Origin of the sequence: Paenibacillus tyrphae, from assembly GCF_027925525.1 — a bacterium.
GTDB lineage: Bacteria > Bacillota > Bacilli > Paenibacillales > NBRC-103111 > Paenibacillus_G > Paenibacillus_G tyrfis_B.
In genome coordinates, this window is the sequence record NZ_BSDJ01000006.1 from 183,617 (window position 1) to 205,445 (window position 21,829).

Below are 21,829 nucleotides of genomic sequence, written 5' to 3' on the forward strand. Positions count from 1 at the left end.
TTCGACAGGGATATCGTCTTTTGTGGAGTAGGAAATCATCATTCCTTATGTCTTTTGTACTTTTCGCCAGTATTGACGCGTTTCTTCTTCACGTACGATATACCCGAGTTTTATAAGTTCTTTTCGAAGGTCTTTTATATCTTTAACGTCTTTCTTTTGCAATGCAATTTCTCTCGCCCTCATTAAAGCATTAGCAGTTGTTGATATATCAGGCGTATCAGGCACCCATCGTCTATACTCACATTTAAATGGATCCCCTTCCGACGACCAGGAATAACCGTGTCTCTTGAAACCATCAACGACCATTTTGGGGGATTCATCAATTTTCTCCCGTGCAAGTTCATATCCTGATTTCCCGAGGATCACCAGTTGTTTCTCATCTAAGAAAACAGTGTCGATCTCCTTTTGTCCGATTGTTTGCTTGAGTCCATCTTTATCAAGTTGAACTTCTTCATCAGTAATTGTTACAACAAGTGTCTCCTTCACCGCGATAGAGGCAACCACGAGACCTGCGATTAAACCCAGAAGCGCCAGAATCGTATCCAACAAAATGCCACTAAAGGAGTTGATTAGTTTCAAAGGTCCCTCAAATGGCACCCACGGAAGTTTTAATGCCCAGGCTGCCAGTTTCGGCAGGAAATAGCCCAGTACAAGTCCTGCTGCTCCAAATCCTCCATACAAGCTGATTCCTGTTGTTGCAGAAAAGCCTACAACAGTTTTTTTATTGTTTGGTGATATAGCTCCCGTCATTTAGTTCACCTTCCATTGTCTAAGGGTTTCTTTTCCTTTGGGCTGATGACGGCTGTCTCAACAATGTTTACGAGTTCGCTACTATATGTTTCCAGATCAACCTTCTTTGTTATTGGAGTGTTAAGCATATACTCTCCAATGGCACCTTGAATCAAATTGGACATAACATCAACATTAAATTTTCCAAAGACTCCTTGTTCTTGGCCATCGTGTAGTATTTGTTGAAGTTCATTCATGAGGAGATCTTCCTGGTCATCACTTAACTTATAGTACGGAATATTCTCGGGTGTTCTGGCATTAAAAATAATTTCTAACAGGGCTGTATTACGTTCATGATGGGTACCTTGATAAGCCAGGCTTGCCGATATAAATGCATTCAGTTTTTTCTGAGGAGTATCTTCTTTACCTACTCTCTCCAATATATACGCAGTAGATCTTTCTAAAAGGCTGTTTAGTAAATGATTCATCAAATCACTTTTATCCGAAAAATGATAAGAAATCAGTCCTGTGCTTATTCCCGCATTTTTTGCAATTTGAGCAAGGCTTGCTTTTACGTAACCAATATCATCAAGTGTTCTGATCGCGGCTTCTATAATTTGTTCACGTCTTGCTTCAGCGATAAACGACTGTTTTCCTTTTTCTTTGTTAGCTTCCTTCATTACACTCACTCCTTTGATTATTTTATTAACCATTCAATTTTTTGTTTAGTTGATCAATAAAATAATATCATAAAAAAATATGAAGTCAACGCATTCGGATAGAACAGCATCCCCCAGAATAGCTGTGAAGGTCCAAGCTCCTAGCCCCGTCAGTGCCTATCTATAAGTGGATCTTAACGTTGTTTCTCCATTTGCACGAGGAATCCAAAGGAGTGTCTAGTCCAGCAAAGTGAACAATTGTTGACTTCACGGTCAAGAATTGATATCATGGCGCTATGAGCAGACCAAGAGAATTTGATGTCGATCGTGCACTGCACCAGTCTATGGAAGTGTTCTGGAAGAAAGGCTTTAAGTCGACTTCCTTTGAGGATTTGACCCGTACGACGCAGGTTAAGAAGCAAAGTTTGTATTGCGTATTTGAAGATAAGCGGGCCTTGTTTTTAAAGGCGCTGGCGCTGTATCGCGAACAGAGTATATCCGTGCTGGAAGAACTGGCCTCTCGGGAGGAAGTGTCCCCCTTGAAAAAGCTGGAGGCCATACGCGATGCTAAGCTATGTCAAGGCAACGAAACCATTCGTAGAGGATGCCTCATAGTCAATTCCGTGCTGGAATTCGGAACCGACGACGAGGAGGTAACCCACGAAGTAGAGATGATGTTCGCCAAGGTCGAACAAATACTGGAGAAGATCATCCGCAGCGGTCAGGAACAGCAGCTCATTACGACCCGCCATACCAGCCAAGAGCTTGCTGCTTATCTGAACAATGCGCTTCTCGGTGCGAAAATCATGGAGAGATCGGGCGCTTCCCGAGAGCGGATCGATGCGGTCTTGCGTACGTCTTTTGCGATGCTTGAACGTTGATCTTTTTTTTGCGAAGTTTTTGACTACGTAGTCAATAAAGGATTTGGTTGGTAAACAATGGATGACCTAAGGGAGATTGGGGTAGATTAAAGGAGGTGGTTCTCCGGGATTATCCAAGTACATGAGTGAACATCCCAATTTGCTGCTGACTGTAATCTTTAAACGCTGATGACAACATGTAGGGTTATTTACATAATTCAATCCAATCTAATTAAATTTGGAGGTTATTATGAGTTATTCTCAATCTGTTCAGGCCTTGTTCGAACCGTTCACAGCCGGAAAAATGACTCTGTCTAATCGTATCGTGATGGCACCGATGACCCGGCAATTTTCCCCGGACGGCGTACCGGGGGCGGATGTGTCCGCCTATTACCGCCGCAGGGCCGAAAACGGTGTCGGACTTATCGTGACGGAAGGTACGGTGATCAACCATCCGGATGCGTCCAATTCCGCCAACGTACCGCATTTCTATGGCGAAGCTGCATTAAACGGCTGGGCAAACGTAGTGACTGAGGTACACAAGGCGGGCGGACGGATCATACCGCAGATTTGGCATATGGGAGCGCGAGGCCATGTAGGCGATTATTCGGAATCGGAAATCGCCGCGCTCGTCCAAGGCTTCGCACAGGCAGCATCCGAAGCCAAGCGGCTTGGCTTCGACGGCATCGAGCTCCACGGTGCGCATGGATATTTAATCGACCAATTCTTCTGGGAGAAAACCAATACGCGAACCGACAGCTATGGTGGCGACATGGTTGCGCGCACCCGCTTTGCAGTAGAGGTTATCGAAGCTTGCCGCCGCGCCGTCGGGCCGGAATTCCCGATCGTGCTGCGTTTCTCGCAATGGAAGGCGAGTGACTACACAGCGAAATTGGCTGAAACGCCGGAGCTGCTGGAACAGTTCCTGGCGCCCTTGATCGACGCCGGCGTCGATATTTTCCACTGCTCAACGCGCCGTTTCTGGGAGCCGGAGTTCGAAGGCTCGGACCTGAATCTTGCCGGATGGACCAAAAAGTTGACGGGGAAACCGACGATTACGGTTGGATCAGTTGGTCTCGACGAGGACTTTATGAGTCTCTTTACCGAAGGAAAGGGAGCTGATAATTCGAAGATCGACGGGTTAATCGAGAGGCTGGAACGTCAAGAATTTGATCTGGTAGCCATAGGTCGGGCGTTATTGGTAGACCCTACTTGGGCAAACAAGATCCGCGAAGGCCGAACAGCCGAATTGGTCCCCTTTACGTCTGAGGCAGTGAAAACACTTTATTAAGTAGCAGGAGTCCCTGCTATAGCGCAGCAAAAACGGCAATCCGAAGGAGGCGCTGCTTCCCGGATTGCCGTTTTCATTTGCTGCGGATCAAGAAGGGTAAAGGATGATGTTATGATACATCGTCTTCTGATCCGTTTTATTCGTATAAATATGGCTTTGGTCCGCCGTAAACCGAAGCGCGTCCCCCACCTTCAGCGTGTACGTCTTCTGCTGGATCGTGATGTCCAGCTCCCCTTGCATCATCAAAATGTACTCTTCGATCCCCTCGTTATGAGGCTCCGAAATGTGGGTGCAGTTCGCTTCCATTTCTACCGTATAAATTTCAAAGCGCTTCTGCTGGTCGAACGGAACGAGTGGGAACGCCCGGTACCGGCCCTCTTCCTCCACAAAAGGCTCCAAATTCTCAAAGCGGAAATGCGTGACCTTGGCCGGTTCCTCTTCGATCAGAGACGTAAACGAGATGCGCAGCCCGTTCACGATTTTCCACAGGATCGAGATCGTCGGGTTCGAATCGCCGCGTTCGATTTGTCCTAACATCGCTTTGCTGACCCCTGTCAGCTCCGCTACCTGGTCGAGGCTGAGCGAGCGGGCTTTGCGGATGGCCTGTAGGCTTTTGCCGATTTTCTTATGAATTTGTTCGTGCTCCATGATATCCTCCCATGCTGCTTTACTCTCTCCATTATAAACGAACGGCGGTAGCGCACAACGGTTCTGTTGGGATTTGCCGGCGGGAAGAAAATTTTTTTCCAAGGTGACGGTTTAACCTATGTACAATATCACGTACATATGTATAATATAGTGTAAGTACACCATAGCGCACAATGGTTTATTATATTATACAACATCCGGCGGAGGGATGCACGATGGGAACAACGATGATAGGGCTTGTGAAGGAAAAGCGGGCGTTCGGCGCGGTATTGAAGGAGGTTCCCGTTCCGGTGTGCGGTCCCGATGAAGTGCTGGTCCGGGTGAAAACGACTTCAATCTGCGGTACAGATTTACATATTTACCAATGGGACGCCTGGGCGGAGCAAACGGTGGTCACGCCTAACGTATTCGGCCATGAATTTGCCGGTGTCGTAGAAGCCGTAGGCAGCCGGGTCACGAACGTGAAGCTCGGGGACCGCATCTCGGCGGAAGGACACATCGTCTGCGGCGTCTGCAAGGCCTGCCGCACCGGCAACGCGCACGTCTGTCCGAACACGAAAAGCTTCGGCATTACCGCACCGGGCTGCTTCGCCGACTACGCGGTCGTCAAAGCGACCAACGTGATTCACAACGATCCGCAGCTGCCCTTCGAGCTCGCTTGCTTACAGGACCCGCTGGGCAATGCCGTACAGACGGTGCTTTCCGGCGACATCGTCGGCAAGTCGGTGGCTGTCATCGGCACCGGACCGATCGGCTTGATGGCGGTAGCGGTGGCCAAAGCATGCGGAGCGGGTACAGTGATGGCGGTGGACGTAAACGCTTACCGCTTGGGACTAGCCCGTACGATGGGAGCAGACGTGACGATTAACAGCAAGGAGACATCCATGGTGCAGGCGATTATGGAGCATACCGGCGGGGAAGGGGCGGAAGTGGTGCTGGAAATGTCCGGTCACCCGGACGCGATCCGCGGAGGTTTCGAAGCGGCGGCTCCGGCAGCCCGCGTTTCGCTGCTGGGTATCCCGACCCGGGAGGTTTCGCTCGACCTGTCGCGGCATATTATTTTCAAGGGGATTCGCGTGGAAGGCATTACCGGACGGCGCATGTACCAGACTTGGTACCAACTCAAAGGCTTGCTCGACCGGGTGCGGATCGATCTGAAGCCGCTCATTTCGCACACTTTTACATTGGATCAGTACGAGGAAGCTTTCGCGCTCGCGGCTTCCGGTCAATGCGGCAAAATCGTATTTCACCACGACGCGGATACACAATCAACCAATAAGGGGGAGCTAGTTCATGGTCAATTGGAACTCACTGCGGGATGAATTGGAGCAAGCGAAGCAGGAAGGACGGTATCGTCCGCTTACGGTCTGGGAGAGCCGCTCAGGCACTTGGATGACGCTGAACGGCCGCCGGCTGTTGCAGATGTCTTCGAACAACTATTTGGGACTGACCGATCACCCGGACTTGAAGGAAGCGGCCATTCGGGCCATTGAGCAGTACGGCGTCGGCAGCGGCTCGGTGCGCACCATTACGGGCACGCTCGACATTCACGACCGGCTGGAGCAGGAGCTGGCCCAGTTTAAGGGAACGGAAGCGGCGCTCGTATTCCAATCCGGATTTACGACGAATCAAGGCGTGCTCTCGTCCATTCTCGGTCCGGACGATGTCGTCATCAGCGATGAGCTGAACCATGCGAGCATCATCGACGGCATCCGGCTGACGAAGGCGCACCGGAAAATATTCGCGCACAAAGATATGGACCAACTGGAAGCCGTGCTCAAGGAAAGCGCTGGGTTTAAAAAGCGCGTCGTCGTGACGGACGGAGTATTCAGCATGGACGGCGACATTGCCCCGCTGCCGAGCATTGTGGAGCTGGCGGAGAAATACGACGCCTTCGTTTATGTCGACGACGCTCATGCGAGCGGCGTGCTTGGCAAGAACGGCAAAGGCTCGACTGACCACTTCGGGCTGAACGGGCGGGTGCACATTCAAGTAGGCACACTGTCCAAGGCTGTCGGCGCGGTCGGGGGCTATGCCGCGTGCGATAAGGTATTGAAGGATTATTTGATTCATAAAGCGCGTCCGTTTCTGTTCAGCACGTCGCAGACGCCTGCGGTGGCGGCTACTTGCCTCGCGGCGATTCAAGTGCTCAAACAAAGTGACGAGCTGATCAAGAAGCTGTGGGCGAACGCCTCGTATTTCCGCTCGAAGGTGCAGTCGCTCGGATTCGATACGGGCGGGAGCGAGACGCCGATCGTCCCGGTCATCGTGGGGGACCCGGCGAAGACGATGCGCTTCTCCGACCTGCTGCTGGAGGAAGGAATCTTCGCGCAAGGTATCGTCTATCCGACGGTTGCGATGGACAAAGGCCGGGTACGGTTTATTGTAACCGCAGGGCATACGCAGGAGGATCTTGATTTTGCGTTGAACGCACTGGAACGCGCGGGCAAGCAGCTGGGATTGCTGGGATAAAGGGAAAAAGGGCAAGCGGCCGTCTCTCGTGGAGAGAAGCGGCCGCTTGTTGTTTTCAACCTTTTTTATTTCAAACCCGCCGAGACGGCTTCCCAGAACCTTTGATCTTCCATGCCCATAGCGTATACCGATACGCCGGCAAGCCAGTAGGTTTCGGTATATTGCGTCTTTTGCTTGATCGATGCCTCGTCTTCGTACCAAACGACATGCTTGGAACCGTCCGTATCCGTGTAGTTGAAATACATCGATCCCGTCACGGCATCCCGTATCGGGGTGGCTTTGGTGGAAGCGATCAGATTAGGCATATCCTTCCACTCGATTAATCGATTGCTTTTGTTCGACGGATCGGACAAGTTCCAGTCATTGCCGTACGCCGGAAGCCCCATAAGCACCTTCTCCGAAGGAACGTACGTGATCGCGAAGTGGAGAGCGGCTTCGATCCACGGATTGCTTGCGACCGACCCCGGATCGCTCCATACGCCATGCTCGTCGTAGGTCATCACTTGAATGACGTCGGCGGCCTTGCCCAGCTCCTCAAAATCGAAAGCCCCCGTCCATGAATCCGACGGATCGTCCTCCGACTTGGCGGGAACCGAGACCATGGTCAGGAATCCGTTTGCCTTCATTTTGCCGGCAACCTCTTGAACGAATTTCGTCATCGCCGCGCGATCCTCGGGCAAAACCGCTTCGAAGTCGATGTTAATCCCTTTGTATTTATTTTTTTTCACCAGATTGAGCATATTTTTGATCAGGTTGTTTTTGGCTGTCGGGTTCGTCAGGACATTGTGCGCGATATTGCTGTCCCAATCGTGATCGCGGTAATTGGACACCAAGGCGTAAGGCAGCACCTTCACCGAATTGGCGTAGTTCATGGCTTGCGTCGGTACTTTGCCGATGATATTTCCGTTGATATCGGTATTAAACGTATCTGTGGAAATTTGATTCATGTAACTGTGAAACTTAGGAAAAGCTTCGGTAGAATCCTCCGTATAATAACCGAGAACCGTTGGGGCCGCCGCGTAAGATTTTGTCACGCTGACGGAGAGCGCGGATGCTAACAAAGCCGTGATGGCAAGAGCCTTCAGTGCCTTTCTGTAATTCATATCATTTTCCTCCTCTAGTGTCGTGCTTGATTTGCTGTTCATATGTAGGGCGTATGGGCTCTGCTAAAAATTTATAGCGTATCAGCTTCTGTTAAGGTTAAAACCAGCTTTTGCTAAGCCGATTTCCTTTATTATCCACTATTTTAATTCTAAAATATATTTCGACTGCACCTGATGAATAGTTTATAGCTTCACAAAAACGACATGAAACATCCAGTGAATATCTATGTAAAAATTTATATAGAGAACAGGGCTTTATTCATTGCGGGTATTTTAGGGGGAAGTGGGTTATATGCAACCGATTAACTATGGGCGGAATGAGCTTTGGCGACGAATTTGTCTTGCTGGCGATTTTACGTGGAATTGATGTGGATTTCCTTGTGATCGAGGTCCCCAAGGCAAAGGTGGTCAAGTCTTGGGGACCCTTCAAAACGACATTTCAGCGACATTATTCCGCGAAAAGTCCTTCCGGAAGCTTCGCTTCCCACGAGGCGGGAGCTTCGATGCCGAGCGCCCGGACGACGACGGCCGTCGTGTCGGTGATCGTCATCGTGCCCTGAAGCGAAGCGCCGCGCCGGATGCCCGAACCAACGCAGCCCCAAAAGATCGTCTTGTCCATCGGGTGATCGCTGCCGTGGTCCCGCGGGTCGGCTCCGCCGCCGCCATGGTCAGACACAAGGATGAGCAAGCTGTCATCCAAAAGTCCCGTTTGTTCGATCGCATCGAGGATAAATCCCGTATGCTCATCCGCTTCTTCGATCGCCCGCAGCTGTTCGGGCGTATTGTACCCGTGCCGGTGACCGGCCGCGTCCGGCAAATCCAGCTGAACGTACATCAGCTTCAGTTCGGGGTGCTCCCGGATATAAGCGGCTGCGGCCAGCGATAGGTCGCGGTCCTTCATCGATACTTTATGGACGCCGATGGACGGTTCGATAATGCCGTCGTTGATCGGGGACCACGCGCTGAATGCGGCCAATACGGCGTCGGGACAGGCCTCGCGTACGACGCGAAAGATCGACGGATACGGCGAGTCGTCCGGGTACGTGTGGCTGCTTGCGGCTTCGTTGGTCAACCCGTGTTTGTCCGGCGCGACCCCGTGCAAAAGCGATCCCCAGCATTGTGCGCTAATCGTCGGCGTCGCCGTCTGGGCTTGGAAGTCGAACGTTCCCATCCGGACGAGCCGGTCCAAATTCGGCGTATTCGCAGACGTTACGAAATTGCCTGCTCCGTCCCAGCCGATAATAATGACACGAGCGATTGGTTTCATGGATAAGCTCTCCCCTTTCGTTACGTTTATCATAATCCTCGTTAGGGGAAAAAGTCAAACTAAATCCAAGAAAACGCAACTAAATACACAACCCTTGTAGAGAAGAGGAACTCCTTTGAACAACAACGCTTCTATTGCTGCAGCATGGACTTCATTTGTTGGCGCCATGAATCGAAAAGCCGGCCGTTTCGACTGCTGTTTAAACGGCCCGGCCTTGCCGGAAGAAATTGCCGACATCGAGCGCCAAATGGGAATGGAGCTGCCTTCGGAGCTGAAACAGCTGTACATGCTGAATAATGGGCAGACTCACCAGTACGGCGTCGTTTACGGCTTGGATTTTTTGTCGGTTGAGGAAATGTTCCGCAGATGGAGCGAGTGGAAGGAGCTTATCGAGTCGGAAGGGGACGAAGGCTCGCGGGAACTCGGAGAGTTTTGCCAATCCCATCCGGTCGGAGTCATTCGCCCTTGATAATCCACCGTCTGCACGTTCCCCCGTACCAGGTATGTGATGGAGCACCATGTACCTAGTTTTCATTATTTGATTCAAAGTTCTTGACTATGACGTTAGGTCATAGCGCATAATTCTCTCTATGAATACATAACTAGGAGTGAAAGAAATGAATATAAGAACATTACGTTCAGACCAAATTTATCAAAAAATTGCCCAAGCTTCGCCCGAGGAAAAGCTTGAATTATTCAGAGACGAAATGATGGCTCCCTTTATGAAACAATGGCAAATCCAACAGATCCCTTTTAGAGCTGAAGAGGCGAACGGTTTTGACGTGATTACGATGAATAATATGATGCATCGATCCCCAGATCAGATTACCCAGCAACTCTTACCTGAGATAGAGTTGATTTCGTCAGATTCTTTTTGGTCAGAGTGTGAACACGCGGTAAGGAAAAGCCTCGGTCTATTTATAGAACATGAAATAAGTCTCCCCGTATCTGAATATTTGTTTTCCATTCAGCTAGGGAATCCGGAAAGCCGTGCCTTAACAATAAACGAAGGATATAGCGGCTTTGGGGGCATTCCCGGGTTTATCTGGGGTACACTCTTGCCAAATGAGTACACGATTCCTCGAATGAAGGCTGCGCTGGCGCACGAATGCAACCATAATGTGCGATATCAATTTATTCAGTGGGATCACACCGTTAATTTGGGCGAGCTAATTGTAAGTGAAGGATTAGCTGAAAACTATGCTACGTTCATGTTTGGAGAAGAATTGCTCGGCCCTTGGGTAACGAAAACAAACGCAGAAACACTTAACAGGCGCATAAAGCCTGTGCTTAGAGAGCAATTGCAATTAACCGGGTTTGATAAATTTGCCTCGTATCTTTACGGTGACGAGATCGCAAAACTTCAAAACTTTAAACCGGTTAATATGCCTTATAGCGCTGGCTACGCTTGCGGATATTATTTAATCCAATATTATTTAAGAAAAACAGGAAGAACGATCTTTGAGGCCACAATAACACCTGCTGCTCAAATACTAGACGAAGTAAAAGGATTTTGGGATGAAGAAACCATTATTAGCTGTTAAAGATATTGTTCAGATTACAGGCATTACAGGTCGGACCCTGCATTATTACGATAGAATTCATTTATTTAAACCGACACATCTGACGGAAAAAGGGTATCGCCTATATGATCGAAGCAGTTTGGAAAAACTTCAAACTATTTTGTTCTTAAAGGAATTGGATTTTTCCTTGAAAGAAATTGCGGACATTGTAAAGCTGACCAAGCAAGAACAGAAACAAATATTAAAGAAGCAGAGACAAACCTTATTATCGAGAAAACAAAGACTAGAAACAATCATGGTAGCTCTCGAAGAATACGTTTCGGGGAATGATATTAGTAATTTGCAAATATTCAATAGTTCTTTGCCATTGAAAGAACAATATGCAAATGAGGCAAGATTCATTTATGGTGAAACAGAAGCGTATAAAGAGTTTAATGAAACGTTGGAAAAATTATCACCAGATGATAAAGAGAAACGTTTTCAATCCATGGAGGAAATATTCAAACAAATTGCGTCTTGTGTCGATCAGGATCCTTCCTCCGATGAAGTTCAGCAATTAATCGAGGAGTGGAAAAAAAATCTAATGCAATTCATGACATGTGATGCAGAGTTACTGGCTTGCATTGCCAATACCTACAAATTCGATGCAAGATTCAAAAACTATTTTAATCAATATAGCAATGAGGATTTAGCAGATTTTCTTTACAGTGCTATAATGCATAATATCAATCGGTAAATATCTCAATGAATGGTAAATGCTCAACTGCCGGTCTTAAACCAACAACGTGATGGTACTCAAGAATTATATTATTCAGCGAATCACGTGAGTTTCAAATTCAATAAAGTATACATTCAACGGAGAACGTTAGTCGAATGACGACAGCGGCAGTCTAAGACTTTATTTATCAAGTCTTGGTCCGCCGCTGCTTTTTTTATTGGATCAGTCTAAAACTTATTTTTCAAAAGCTGACAATTCTTCAATTCTGGCGGTTGGATACGACCGAGGAGGACATTCAGACGTGGATTCTGCGAACGGATGAGGGTGAGGCATTGGAGCTTGAGTGGACTTGACGCCGGAGGAGGTAAGGCGCTGTCAGTCGGACTTGTGGCTGTCCCGATCCATTGAGCTGCGCGAGGATGGTTCGGGCACGATTCGCACAAAGATGAGCGCGTTGTACACGCCATGGGCGGTGCACCTCTTCCTGGGCTTCGGCACGGAGGCAAACGTGAAGCATCCCTCAGCGGTGCGAGAGCGAATACAAAGCAAACTCCATGAGATGTTTAATCAATATGCGATTCGAAATGATTATCATTATATTACCATAGAAGGAATTTATAGGAATCGTGTCGAAGGATGTTTAAAGAAAGGAAAAAAATCAATTCGCAGAAGAGAGGAGGAATGGCTTGGAACTAACGGAACGGCACTTTCGCTTGGTTCGGGGGAGGGAGCAGCGACTGAAAGCGCTGCCCTATCCCCTCGCACTATCCAGCGAAGCCTATTCAACGGTCAACAGCTGTTCCGTGAAACCGCCAATTTCAAGCTGCCGGTCGATAAAGTGGATCTCCAAGATCCAGTCCCGCGGACGGCCGTTCTGATCCGGGTCTCTCATGGGAACGTGATTGTCGGGATGAATGTAGTTCTCGACTTCTTCGCCCTGGATCTGCTCGTGAGGGAATTCGCCGATGAGATGTCCCGCGTGCGTGCCTCCGAATTCCCAGCCGTATTTTGCCGCAAGCCCGCTTACAAAAGCAAACAGCTCGCTGCCGGTAATCTGGGGCTGGGATTGGAAGAAGGCTTTCCCTTCCGCCCATGCCAGAGCGATGTCGCTCTGCAGCTTTAATTTGATCGGGTCGTCGCCCAGCACGTAGGTGCGGCCGAAATCGGCTTCCCAGTCTTCGAAGATCGGACCAAAGTCGAGAAACAAAATATCTCCCTCGGAAACGGTCAAGTCCGGGGGATTTTCCCGGTAAGGGTACAGCGTATTTCTGCCGGCCCGTACGATGCGCTTGTGCCAATATTTTTTGATGCCGAACATTTGGAACGCCAGCTCGTAAATTTCACGATTGATTTGCTTTTCGGTCACGCCGCTGCGCAGAAGGCCTTTTTCTTCGATCGCTCTGAACAGCTCGGCCGCTTTCGTCTCGGCCTCCCGCAGCGATAAGTGTCGTTGGGTCATATTAGAATTCATGCGCTAAGCTCCTTCAGCTTGGATATAATATTTTGTTCCACCCGGTCATCCATTGGAATTTGTTCTTTGGCGATACGAAGCAGAGGTGCGAATTCCCCGATGACGACGGAATGGAGGGCCTTTTCGAACAGCGGGAGATCGTTCATATCATTGCCCAGGCAAATAAACGGCTCCAGCTCAAGGCCGGTTTGCTTCAGGCCTCTCATTTTGTTGACGTTGCTCGAAGTAATATCCAGGATGCCTTCTGCCGAATGATAATGAATCGTCACATCCAGCCGGGAAATGGTGTCCGCCAGTTCTTCAAACCTGTCGCACGCCAACACGACAATTTTAACGAAAGCTTCGATCCGGGTCACGTCTACGCATTCCGCAAGCTTGTTCTGGTCCAGACTCATGAGCAGAGGATGAGGCCGATGCGACTTTAAAGCATAGTTCAGCTTGTCGTCAATCAAATATTCGGCCTGGAATTCATCCAGAATGGCTACGATTTCACGGGCCAGTTCGGCGGGAATGGCATTCAAGTAGAGAGGCTGTCCTCGGTAATGAGCCATCGCTCCGTTCGCTCCGATGAGAAGGTGGTCATGAAACCGCTCGTCCAGAACGGGCAGCATATCACGGTAAGGCCGAGCGGAAGCGAAGCCGATAAAATGGCCGGCTTCCTGCAATTCCAGCAAACAATCCAGAATGCTCTTGGAAATGGGCTGCCCTTTAAAGCAGATCGTCCCGTCCATGTCGAAAATAAAGTTCATCTGTCATTCACCTCGCTAGCAGTACTACTACCAATCATAATGAATTTGGGTGACAGCGAAAGGGACAGAATCACGAAAATCGGTGGGACAAGGCAATTCAAGCGGGGCCGAACCAAGCTTCGGTCAACCGCCGGATGCCCATGCGAATCTCATCGCAGCTCAAGGCTCCATAACCAAGCAGTATGGTAGGATACTCGCCTGTAGGATGAAGCCAGTATCTGGATGTCCCGTAAACCTTGACGCCTTTTTCCAACGCTGACGCAATGAGCTCCGATTCGGATTTCGTTGTTTTCACGGTTAGGATAGCGTGCAGCCCGGTATCTTTTCCCTCGACCTCCACAAAGTACGACTCGTACCGGGATATGGCTTCGAATAGAGCTTCCCGTTTCTCTTCATAGTGCTTCCGCATCTTAAGCAAATGCTTATGCCAATAGCCGTCGGCTATATAGTGAGCCAAGGTCAGCTGATCGAGCCGCGAAACAGGCTGGTCGTATTCCCTTACTTTCAAGCGAAATAAAGGCAGCATCGCCTTGGGAAGCACCAGATAGCTTAGATTGGCGACCGGCAGCAAAGTTTTTGAAAAGCTTCCGATGTACATGATCTTCTCGGGGGCCAGACTTTGAATGGACGGCAAATAACGATCGTCATACCTGAACTCCCATTCGTAGTCATCCTCGATGATGTATTTAACCGAACCCGCACCTGCGCGTGAACGGACCCAACGAATCAACTGCTGCCGTTTGTCTTGGGACATCGCCAGCTTGTTTCGGAATTGCTGGGAAGGACTCACATACACCACATTTGCCCTGCTCTTCTCAAGCTCTTCGATCGAAATACCGTCTTCGGCCAGCGGAATCGCACGGACTTGAAAGCCATGGTTGATCAACGTATTTCTTGCCCCGTCGTAGCCGGGGTTTTCGACACCGATGACATTCCGGTTCCTGTCCAGAAGCTGACTTAACAGGGATAAGAGCTGCTGAGGCGTAGAGCCGATAATCATCTGCCCGGGCCCGGACACCACGCCTCTGGACTCATACAGCAGCCGTGACAGCTCGTTTCTTAACAGGTACTCGCCTTGGGAGTTTCCTTCCACTTCATACTTGCTTTGATAATGAGCGATCAGCGTGTTGCGCGCTTTGTTCCATGAGTGGAACGGAAAAGCGGACAGCTCGATATTCCCGTATCGAAAATCGATTTGGATCTCTTTGTTCAAGGCGTCGCTTGAAGCCGATCCCGGATCAGGAACGAATGTTTCGGCTTGATGAACCACCTGATAGCCTTTTTTGGGAATGGTTCGGAGGTAGCCTTCCGAGACGAGAAGCTGATACGCGGTTTCAACCGTATTTTTGCTGACTTTCAGCGTGCGGGCGCAGCTTCGAATGGAAGGGAGAAATGATCCGTACGGCAACTGCCCCTGTCGGATCCCATCTTTGAAATAACCGTAAATTTGGAAAAATAAAGGCGCTTGATTTGGCAAAAGTTCTAAAGAAAGCTCACGCATCGGACACCCTCAACTTCAACAAAATCGTATGAATTGATGCTTTTTAGTTATAAATAGACATAAATAAATCTAATTATACGCAGGTCGAATCCGGGATGTAAACCTGACCTTCGAAGCGGATGTTATAAATGGCAAGTCCTGCATATAAATGATGAATATAGCAGGTCCTGTAAAACGAAAGGGAGAGAGACAATGAAGCTGGATCACTTGTTTCAGCCGATATGTTTGGGCCAATTGGAGCTTCCCAACCGTGTCCTTATGGGTTCTATGCATACCGGGCTGGAGGGGGAAGAAGCGGGCAGTCAAGCCTTGATTGACTTCTATAAGGAAAGGGCCGGTCAGGACGGTCCCGGCTTGATTGTGACGGGCGGCATTTCCGTCTCGCCCGAAGGGGACGGCGGCCATAACTTCATGGGATTTTACAGCGATGAGCATTGCAAGCATATGGAAAGCCTGACGGCTCAGGTGCATGCGGCCGGAGGGCGGATCGCGGCCCAATTGTTTCACGCGGGGCGGTACGCCTACTCGGATCTGACGGGCATCCTCGCCGTGGCGCCTTCCGCCATCCGTTCGCCGATCCATCGTCACACGCCAAGGGAGCTTACCAACGAGGAAATCGAGGAACTGATCGCCCGTTATGCGGTCAGCGCGAAGAAGGCGGCGGACCTCGGGTTCGATGCCGTCGAGATTATGGGGTCGGAAGGGTATCTGATCAATCAATTCCTATCCCCGGCGACTAATAAACGCACCGATGCATGGGGCGGCTCGTTCGAGCACCGGACACAATTTGCGCTGCGCATCGTTCAAGCGGTCCGCGAAGCGGTCGGACCCGGCTATCCGGTCATTTTCCGCCTATCCGGCGCCGATCTGGTCCCGGATAGCACAACGGAGGAAGAAACGCTGCAATTCGCCGGCATGGTCGCAGACGCCGGAGCGGATGCGATTAACGTGGGAATCGGCTGGCACGAATCCCAGGTGCCGACCATCTCCATGATGGTGCCCCGGGCCGGATATATTCACATCGCAGAAAAAATCAAACGGGCGGTGAACGTTCCGGTGATCGGGAGCAACCGGATTAACGATCCCCGGCTGGCCGATGAGCTGCTGCAGCGTGGAGCGTGCGATCTGGTATCGATGGCGCGCCCGTTCCTGGCGGACCCCGATCTGCTGCGCAAAGCCCGCGACGGGCAGTTCGACCGGATCAACACCTGTATTGCTTGCAATCAGGCGTGTCTCGATCAAGTATTTGACGGCCTCCCTGCCTCATGTCTGGTCAATCCGAGGGTGGGCCGGGAATCGAAGTGGAAGCCTTTTAGAGTGCAACGACCCCGCCATATCGCGGTCATCGGCGGAGGGGCCGCCGGGATGGAGGCGGCGCGGGCGTTGGCGGAGATTGGCGAGCGCGTCGTGCTGTACGAAAAGGATGACCGGCTAGGCGGGCAGTTGAATCTGGCGAAGCGGATTCCCGGCAAGCAGGAGTTTGCCGAAACGCTGCGCTATTATCAGCATGAGTTACACCGTTTAGGCGTCGAGATCCGCTTAAACCATAATCCGACGCCGGAGGAGATCGTCGCTCTTGCTCCGGATCTGGTCGTGCTGGCCAGCGGCATCAAGCCGCGAATCCCGGAGCTGCCGGGGACTTCGCTTCCTCACGTATTGACGTATCAGCAAGTGCTCCGGGGAGAGGCGGAGGTTGGAAAGCGGGTCGTGATCATCGGAGCGGGAGGGATCGGCTGCGATCTGGCGCATTACTTATCCGAGCAGGCAGAACGTGAAATTTATCTGCTTCGCAGAAAAGGCAAGCCCGGGGAAACGCTCGGCAAAACGACCCGATGGGCGCTCCTCTCGCATCTGCGGCAGATGAAGGTTCAATTTGTGACCGACTTAAGCTACGAGCGGATTGACGAAGACGGAGTTGTCATACAACTTCAGACGGATCGCGGACTGGAAACGAAAAAAATTCCCGCCGACACCGTCATTCTCGCCGCCGGACAACTATCCGAAGCGTGGGATGACCAGCTCGTGCAGCGGGCGGGCATTCTTGTCGTCAAGATCGGCGGGGCCCGATTCCCGGGAGAGCTGGATGCCAAGCGAGCCATCTATGAAGGCGCGTGCGTTGCTTACGAGGAAGGCAGGCTTGCGAAGACCGAATAACGATATGGAGGGGTAAGCATGGAAAAAGCATGGTACAAGGTGTGGCCTAAAGATGTTCCGCGGCATTTCATCTTTGAAGACAAGGTCCTGGAAAACTATGTGGAGGAACATGCGCGAACGAATCCCGACGATACGGCGGTTTACTTCTATGGCAAGACGATCACGTACGGCGAGCTGGCGGAGATGTACATGCAGCTCGCCGCCCAACTGCATGCAAGAGGCGTGGGCAAGGGCGACACCGTCGCCCTCTATATGGAGAATAGCCCGCAGTTTATCATTGCGTTTCTCGCCGTCCAGCGCCTGGGGGCGATAGCGGTGCCCATGAATCCGATGTTCAAGCGGGCGGAGCTGAGCCATTTGCTGGGAGACGCCGAGCCTAAGGCGATCTTCATTCAGGAGTGTTTGCTGAAGCATTTGTGCCCGATTTTGCCGGAGTTTCCCGGACTGCGGATCATTTCGACGGCGCTGACGGATTTTGCCCCGGATCATCCGGAGTTTCCGATGTCGTTCGGTCCTGTGGAGAGAACGATAAGCAGACTTCCGGGAGAGGAGCGTATTCTGGAGCTGATCCATTACAACGATCCGATTCCTCCGGCCAATGCGTGCTTGGACGATACCGCCGTGCTGCAATACACTTCCGGAACGACAGGCATGCCCAAAGGCGCGGAGCTCACGCACCGCAATATTGTGGCTAACGCGTTCTCGTTCAGGGACGGGGTGCGAACGAAGCCGCGCGATCGCCATTTGGCGGCGATGCCTTTGTTTCATGTTATCGGCCTGATCAACTGCATGGGGTCGCCGCTCTGCAATGGAGGCGAGATCATACTGTTTCACCGTTTTGTGCCGGACGTCGTTTTGGAAGCGATTCACAAATTGAAAATCCAGCATTGGGTAAGCACGGCTACGATGAATATCGCGGTCATAAACCACCCGAACGCGGCGAATTACGATCTGTCTTCCCTGTCGGGCTGCCTGTCGGGGGGCGCTCCGGTGCCAAGGCCGATCTTTGAGCGGTTCTACGAAGTCACCCGCACCCGGCTGCTGGAAGGCTATGGACTGAGCGAGACAACGGCCCAGATTACGATGAACTTTTTTGAAAACGCGAGGATAGGCTCAGCGGGCATCCCGCTGATGGATGCGGACGTTCGCGTCGTTGCCATAGACGATCCGACCGTGGAGGTTCCGCCCGGACAGCAGGGAGAGCTCGCTTTCAAAGGACCAATGGTCATGAAGGGATACTGGAAAAACCCGGAGGCTACGGCGGACGCGTTTGTTGACGGATGGTTTTTAAGCGGGGATTTAGGACACGTGGACGAGGACGGCTACGTCCATATTTCCGGCCGGAAGAAGGAATTGATCAAATCGTCGGGCTTCTCCGTCTTCCCTAATGAGGTGGAGAGTATCATGCACAAGCATACCGCGATTAAAGAAGTGTGCGTGGTGGGCGTAGCCCATGATTACCGGGGCGAGGAAGTGAAGGCGTATATCGTGCTCAAGGACGAAGCGGTCGGAAAAGTGACGGAGCAGGATATCGTCGATTGGGCCAAAGAGCATATGGCCGTATACAAATATCCGCGCAAAGTCGAGTTTTTGAACGAGCTGCCCAAGACCGGATCGGGCAAATTGCTGCGCAGGGTGCTGTACGAACGGGCGAATCAGATTCAAAAGACGTAGGCGGATGGAGAGAGCGGTTTTGTAGAATGCTGCAGAGGTCTTTTTGTTGATGAAGACCGTGCCGGGGCAGGCTGCCATGGAGACCTCTGCGACAGACTTAACTTTATAAAAAATTGACCAAAGGCTAATTGACACCAATGACAGATTACAGTATTCTAAAAAAAAGGAAAGCGGTTCCAAAATAGGCTAACGCGTGCAGACACCCAGGGGTGAGCCCGTTTTCGCTATGGTGAACAGCTATCCTTTTTTTGTTGTTTTCCCGATGCGGACATCTTGTTGTACTCGCATAGAGGCTTTTGTCTACCATAAAACCATGTAAGGAGGGATGAGTACTTATAGATTGACCGATTGCAGGCTTGGCTGGAAGTAAAATCGAACGATGGGAGATGAGATTCGTTATGAAAAAAGTGTTTACCGTCATTGCCCTGGGGGCCCTGATGACGACGGCTGCCTTGCCGGCAGGGGCAGCTTCGAACGCATCGAACGGTTCCGAAGGCGGGCTTGTGCCAACGGCTGCACCGCGATTTATCGGGGAAACGTGGATCGCTCCACAAGGCATGTCGAACGAGGATAAGATCTGGGGATATTTGGAGTCGAAGAAAGGCGCTCTCGGACTGGCCGGGGATACGAAGCAAAGCATCCGCATTACGCAGCAGGTGACCGATGCCGAGACTGGAACGCGACACGTCCGGCTGAAGCAGTATATCCAGGGAATTCCCGTATTCGGCGCGGACCAAACGCTTCATTTTGACAGGCAGGGCAATGTTACGTCGTATATCGGAAGCACCGTCCCCGATTCGGGGCAGCAATCCTTGGTCCCTCTGACGCCCAAAATTAGCGCGGAGAAGGCGATTGCAATTGCTAATCAAGATACCGAGAAGCGGATCGGCAAGCTGGGCAGCCAGCAGAGAGAGCAAACGGCGGAGCTGAATATTTACCCGTACAACGGGCAAAACTTGCTCGTTTACACGACCGAAGTCAACGTGCTGGAGCCTTCCCCAGAGCGCGTGCGTTACTTCATTAACGCGGACAACGGAACTATCGTCAACAAGTTCAGCATGCTCGATCAAGCTACCGGTACGGGCGTGGGCGTGCTTGGCGATACGAAGACCTTTACGACTACGGCAAGCGGGTCGCAGTACGTGCTTCAGGACAACACGCGCGGAAAAGGCATTATTACGTATTCTGCGAATTATAGCCAGTCGCTTCCAGGCACGCTGCTGACGGATTCGGACAACGTATGGACCGACCCGGCAGCGGTTGACGCGCATGCTTATGCCGAAGTCGTCTACGACTATTACAAAAACAACTTCGGACGGGATAGTCTGGATGGCAACGGGCTCGCGATCAAATCCAGCGTTCACTACGGCCGGAACTATAACAACGCGTTCTGGAATGGCGTACAGATTGCCTACGGCGATGGGGACGGCAACTTATTCCGCACCTTCTCCGGGGATCTGGACGTCATCGGCCACGAATTGACGCATGGCGTAACCGAGCATTCGGCCGGGCTCATTTACCAAGGCGAATCCGGCGCGCTCAACGAGTCGATATCGGATATTTTCGGCAATACGATTCAAGGGAAAAACTGGCTGATCGGCGACGACATCTACACGCCGAATATACCGGGCGACGCTTTGCGGTCGATGGAAAATCCAGAGCTGTACAATCAGCCGGACCATTACAGCAAGCTGTACCGGGGCTCTGACGATAACGGAGGTGTGCATATTAACAGCGGCATTAACAACAAAGCGTTTTATTTGCTGGCGGAAGGCGGCACGCATTATGGGGTGACGGTCAAGGGAATCGGTCGCAGTGACGCAGCAAAAATTATATATAAAACGCTTACATTATATCTGACTCCGTCCTCCAATTTTGCGGCCATTCGCGCTGCGGCGATCCAAGCGGCTACCGATCTGTTCGGGGCGAACTCCACGCAGGTCAACTCCGTAAAAGCCGCTTACGGCGCTGTAGGCGTAGGCAGTCCCCCGGCGCAAGATACGCAGCCGCCGACCGCGCCGACCGGCCTGATTTCGACGGGCAAAACGCATTCGAGCGTAACCCTGTCGTGGAACGCCTCCACGGATAACGTAGGCGTGACGGGCTACGATGTGTACAATGGCTCTGCGTTGGCCGTATCCGTGACAGGAACGACGGCCACCGTGAGCGGATTGGCGGCCGGAACGGCCTACACGTTCACGGTTAAAGCGAAGGATGCCGCCGGCAACGTATCGGCCGCAAGCAGCCCGGTCACGGTGACGACGTCCACGTCCTCCGACCCGGATACGCAGCCGCCGACCGCCCCGACCGGGCTGACATCGACCGGCAAAACCTCGACGAGCGTAACCTTGTCATGGAATGCCTCTACGGACAACATCGGCGTGACGGGCTACGATGTGTATAATGGCTCTGTCTTAGCCACATCGGTTGCAGGAACAACGGCCACGGTGAGCGGACTGACCCCCGAAACGTCCTACACCTTTACGGTAAAAGCGAAGGATGCCGCGGGCAACGTATCGGCTGCAAGCAACCCGGTGACGGTTACGACTGATACGACATCGACGGTGCAGCCATGGGCGCCCTTCGTAGCGTATAACGTCAATGACCTCGTATCCTATGGCGGCAAAACGTATAAAGCGCTTCAAGCCCATACCTCGCTGCCGGGCTGGGAGCCGGCGCTCGTGCCGGCGCTGTGGAGCTTGGTGGATTAACGTTTGGTGATAAGGGGCCGCACCTGGTAGCAGGTGCGGTCTTTTTGGATTTCGTACTAAAATTGCTAATTCCCTGCTACTTTGAAGGTGGGGATGGTGTATGTGTACTACAGTTACAGCTTTTCATAAATAAATCAAAAACGCACACAATTGGTACTAAGGACTTCACTGCTTTCTCGCCTTTATGGCAAATGAGTCATATTGCCTGTTTATTTTGACTCGGTGTAGATCGTAAGTATCAGTTGGATATTTCTAAAAAGAACTTTATAGAAAGAAAGAACTAATATACAATATCTTTT

The 21,829-nt window shown here is 51.2% G+C and carries 18 protein-coding genes and 1 pseudogene; 11 read left to right on the forward strand and 8 right to left on the reverse strand.

Going from position 1 to position 21,829, the window contains the following annotated elements; all coding sequences use genetic code 11:
• Nucleotides 1-45: 45 nt before the first annotated feature.
• Both QMG93_RS09580 and QMG93_RS09585 read right to left on the reverse strand, forming a co-directional pair.
• Nucleotides 46-750: a DUF308 domain-containing protein gene (locus QMG93_RS09580; RefSeq protein ID WP_281935767.1), complete on the reverse strand. Its 705-nt coding sequence runs from the start codon at nt 748-750 to the stop codon at nt 46-48.
• Between the two features lie 5 nt (nt 751-755).
• Nucleotides 756-1,409 (reverse strand): TetR/AcrR family transcriptional regulator, encoded by a 654-nt coding sequence (locus QMG93_RS09585; RefSeq protein ID WP_281935768.1) that lies wholly within the window; start codon nt 1,407-1,409, stop codon nt 756-758.
• A 275-nt stretch (nt 1,410-1,684) separates the two neighbouring features.
• Here QMG93_RS09585 and QMG93_RS09590 point away from each other — a divergent pair, with 275 nt between their 5' ends.
• Entirely contained in the window at nt 1,685-2,269 is a 585-nt protein-coding gene (locus QMG93_RS09590; protein ID WP_281935769.1) for a TetR/AcrR family transcriptional regulator, read from the forward strand.
• A 229-nt stretch (nt 2,270-2,498) separates the two neighbouring features.
• The gene (locus QMG93_RS09595; RefSeq protein ID WP_281935771.1) at nt 2,499-3,539 is read left to right on the forward strand and encodes an NADH:flavin oxidoreductase; all 1,041 of its coding nucleotides are present in this window, start codon (nt 2,499-2,501) and stop codon (nt 3,537-3,539) included.
• 87 nt (nt 3,540-3,626) lie between these two features.
• On the opposite strand, the gene QMG93_RS09600 is transcribed toward QMG93_RS09595, so the two are convergent.
• Nucleotides 3,627-4,187 (reverse strand): helix-turn-helix domain-containing protein, encoded by a 561-nt coding sequence (locus QMG93_RS09600; protein WP_025849811.1) that lies wholly within the window; start codon nt 4,185-4,187, stop codon nt 3,627-3,629.
• A gap of 215 nt (nt 4,188-4,402) precedes the next feature.
• Here QMG93_RS09600 and tdh point away from each other — a divergent pair, with 215 nt between their 5' ends.
• Together tdh and QMG93_RS09610 are read left to right on the forward strand one after the other, a co-directional pair.
• Nucleotides 4,403-5,509, forward strand: a complete 1,107-nt coding sequence (gene tdh, locus QMG93_RS09605; protein ID WP_281935774.1) for an L-threonine 3-dehydrogenase — start codon at nt 4,403-4,405, stop codon at nt 5,507-5,509.
• Complete coding sequence (locus QMG93_RS09610) at nt 5,481-6,659, forward strand: glycine C-acetyltransferase (RefSeq protein ID WP_281935776.1); 1,179 nt, start codon at nt 5,481-5,483, stop codon at nt 6,657-6,659. Before tdh ends, QMG93_RS09610 begins: the two co-directional genes overlap by 29 nt.
• Before the next feature lie 65 nt (nt 6,660-6,724).
• Here the strand turns inward: QMG93_RS09610 and QMG93_RS09615 are convergent, their stop codons facing one another.
• On the reverse strand, nt 6,725-7,762 hold the full coding sequence (locus QMG93_RS09615; protein WP_281935777.1) for a glycosyl hydrolase family 18 protein: 1,038 nt from the start codon (nt 7,760-7,762) through the stop codon (nt 6,725-6,727).
• Between the two features lie 448 nt (nt 7,763-8,210).
• Complete coding sequence (locus tag QMG93_RS09620; protein ID WP_281935779.1) at nt 8,211-9,029, reverse strand: alkaline phosphatase family protein; 819 nt, start codon at nt 9,027-9,029, stop codon at nt 8,211-8,213.
• A 115-nt stretch (nt 9,030-9,144) separates the two neighbouring features.
• Here QMG93_RS09620 and QMG93_RS09625 point away from each other — a divergent pair, with 115 nt between their 5' ends.
• From QMG93_RS09625 to QMG93_RS09640, 4 genes and pseudogenes are all read left to right on the forward strand, one after another.
• The gene (locus QMG93_RS09625; protein WP_281935781.1) at nt 9,145-9,498 is read left to right on the forward strand and encodes an SMI1/KNR4 family protein; all 354 of its coding nucleotides are present in this window, start codon (nt 9,145-9,147) and stop codon (nt 9,496-9,498) included.
• A gap of 148 nt (nt 9,499-9,646) precedes the next feature.
• A complete protein-coding gene (locus QMG93_RS09630; protein WP_281935783.1) occupies nt 9,647-10,573 on the forward strand; it encodes a DUF2268 domain-containing protein in 927 nt (308 codons plus the stop codon).
• On the forward strand, nt 10,548-11,288 hold the full coding sequence (locus tag QMG93_RS09635; protein WP_281935785.1) for a MerR family transcriptional regulator: 741 nt from the start codon (nt 10,548-10,550) through the stop codon (nt 11,286-11,288). The genes QMG93_RS09630 and QMG93_RS09635 overlap by 26 nt, the downstream gene beginning before the upstream one ends.
• Before the next feature lie 325 nt (nt 11,289-11,613).
• A pseudogene (locus QMG93_RS09640) lies at nt 11,614-11,772 on the forward strand (YafY family transcriptional regulator); the annotation flags it as partial.
• Between the two features lie 276 nt (nt 11,773-12,048).
• Here QMG93_RS09640 and QMG93_RS09645 read toward each other — a convergent pair.
• The 3 genes from QMG93_RS09645 to QMG93_RS09655 all read right to left on the reverse strand — a co-directional run bounded on the left by QMG93_RS09645 (nt 12,049) and on the right by QMG93_RS09655 (nt 14,991).
• Nucleotides 12,049-12,741, reverse strand: coding sequence for a M24 family metallopeptidase (locus tag QMG93_RS09645; protein WP_281935787.1), 693 nt, complete (start codon nt 12,739-12,741; stop codon nt 12,049-12,051).
• Nucleotides 12,738-13,490 carry an HAD-IIB family hydrolase gene (locus tag QMG93_RS09650; RefSeq protein ID WP_281935788.1) on the reverse strand — a complete coding sequence of 251 codons (753 nt, stop codon included), beginning with the start codon at nt 13,488-13,490 and terminating at the stop codon, nt 12,738-12,740. Before QMG93_RS09650 ends, QMG93_RS09645 begins: the two co-directional genes overlap by 4 nt.
• 97 nt (nt 13,491-13,587) lie before the next feature.
• On the reverse strand, nt 13,588-14,991 hold the full coding sequence (locus QMG93_RS09655; protein WP_281935791.1) for a PLP-dependent aminotransferase family protein: 1,404 nt from the start codon (nt 14,989-14,991) through the stop codon (nt 13,588-13,590).
• A 192-nt stretch (nt 14,992-15,183) separates the two neighbouring features.
• Here QMG93_RS09655 and QMG93_RS09660 point away from each other — a divergent pair, with 192 nt between their 5' ends.
• The 3 genes from QMG93_RS09660 (at nt 15,184) to QMG93_RS09670 (ending at nt 21,530) form a co-directional block, all read left to right on the forward strand.
• Entirely contained in the window at nt 15,184-17,145 is a 1,962-nt protein-coding gene (locus tag QMG93_RS09660) for an NADPH-dependent 2,4-dienoyl-CoA reductase (protein WP_281935793.1), read from the forward strand.
• Nucleotides 17,146-17,163: 18 nt separating this feature from the next.
• Nucleotides 17,164-18,819 carry an AMP-binding protein gene (locus QMG93_RS09665; protein WP_281935795.1) on the forward strand — a complete coding sequence of 552 codons (1,656 nt, stop codon included), beginning with the start codon at nt 17,164-17,166 and terminating at the stop codon, nt 18,817-18,819.
• A gap of 398 nt (nt 18,820-19,217) precedes the next feature.
• On the forward strand, nt 19,218-21,530 hold the full coding sequence (locus tag QMG93_RS09670) for a M4 family metallopeptidase (protein ID WP_309299661.1): 2,313 nt from the start codon (nt 19,218-19,220) through the stop codon (nt 21,528-21,530).
• The last annotated feature ends 299 nt before the right edge of the window (nt 21,531-21,829 follow it).

What these genes read in the sequence shown, in the direction of transcription:
- QMG93_RS09580 (WP_281935767.1), bottom strand. Translation starts at nt 750, where the DNA reads ATGACGGGAGCTATATCACCAAACAATAAAAAAACTGTTGTAGGCTTT.
- QMG93_RS09585 (WP_281935768.1), bottom strand. Translation starts at nt 1,409, where the DNA reads ATGAAGGAAGCTAACAAAGAAAAAGGAAAACAGTCGTTTATCGCTGAA.
- QMG93_RS09590 (WP_281935769.1), top strand. Translation starts at nt 1,685, where the DNA reads ATGAGCAGACCAAGAGAATTTGATGTCGATCGTGCACTGCACCAGTCT.
- QMG93_RS09595 (WP_281935771.1), top strand. Translation starts at nt 2,499, where the DNA reads ATGAGTTATTCTCAATCTGTTCAGGCCTTGTTCGAACCGTTCACAGCC.
- QMG93_RS09600 (WP_025849811.1), bottom strand. Translation starts at nt 4,187, where the DNA reads ATGGAGCACGAACAAATTCATAAGAAAATCGGCAAAAGCCTACAGGCC.
- tdh (WP_281935774.1), top strand. Translation starts at nt 4,403, where the DNA reads ATGGGAACAACGATGATAGGGCTTGTGAAGGAAAAGCGGGCGTTCGGC.
- QMG93_RS09610 (WP_281935776.1), top strand. Translation starts at nt 5,481, where the DNA reads ATGGTCAATTGGAACTCACTGCGGGATGAATTGGAGCAAGCGAAGCAG.
- QMG93_RS09615 (WP_281935777.1), bottom strand. Translation starts at nt 7,762, where the DNA reads ATGAATTACAGAAAGGCACTGAAGGCTCTTGCCATCACGGCTTTGTTA.
- QMG93_RS09620 (WP_281935779.1), bottom strand. Translation starts at nt 9,029, where the DNA reads ATGAAACCAATCGCTCGTGTCATTATTATCGGCTGGGACGGAGCAGGC.
- QMG93_RS09630 (WP_281935783.1), top strand. Translation starts at nt 9,647, where the DNA reads ATGAATATAAGAACATTACGTTCAGACCAAATTTATCAAAAAATTGCC.
- QMG93_RS09635 (WP_281935785.1), top strand. Translation starts at nt 10,548, where the DNA reads ATGAAGAAACCATTATTAGCTGTTAAAGATATTGTTCAGATTACAGGC.
- QMG93_RS09645 (WP_281935787.1), bottom strand. Translation starts at nt 12,741, where the DNA reads ATGAATTCTAATATGACCCAACGACACTTATCGCTGCGGGAGGCCGAG.
- QMG93_RS09650 (WP_281935788.1), bottom strand. Translation starts at nt 13,490, where the DNA reads ATGAACTTTATTTTCGACATGGACGGGACGATCTGCTTTAAAGGGCAG.
- QMG93_RS09655 (WP_281935791.1), bottom strand. Translation starts at nt 14,991, where the DNA reads ATGCGTGAGCTTTCTTTAGAACTTTTGCCAAATCAAGCGCCTTTATTT.
- QMG93_RS09660 (WP_281935793.1), top strand. Translation starts at nt 15,184, where the DNA reads ATGAAGCTGGATCACTTGTTTCAGCCGATATGTTTGGGCCAATTGGAG.
- QMG93_RS09665 (WP_281935795.1), top strand. Translation starts at nt 17,164, where the DNA reads ATGGAAAAAGCATGGTACAAGGTGTGGCCTAAAGATGTTCCGCGGCAT.
- QMG93_RS09670 (WP_309299661.1), top strand. Translation starts at nt 19,218, where the DNA reads ATGAAAAAAGTGTTTACCGTCATTGCCCTGGGGGCCCTGATGACGACG.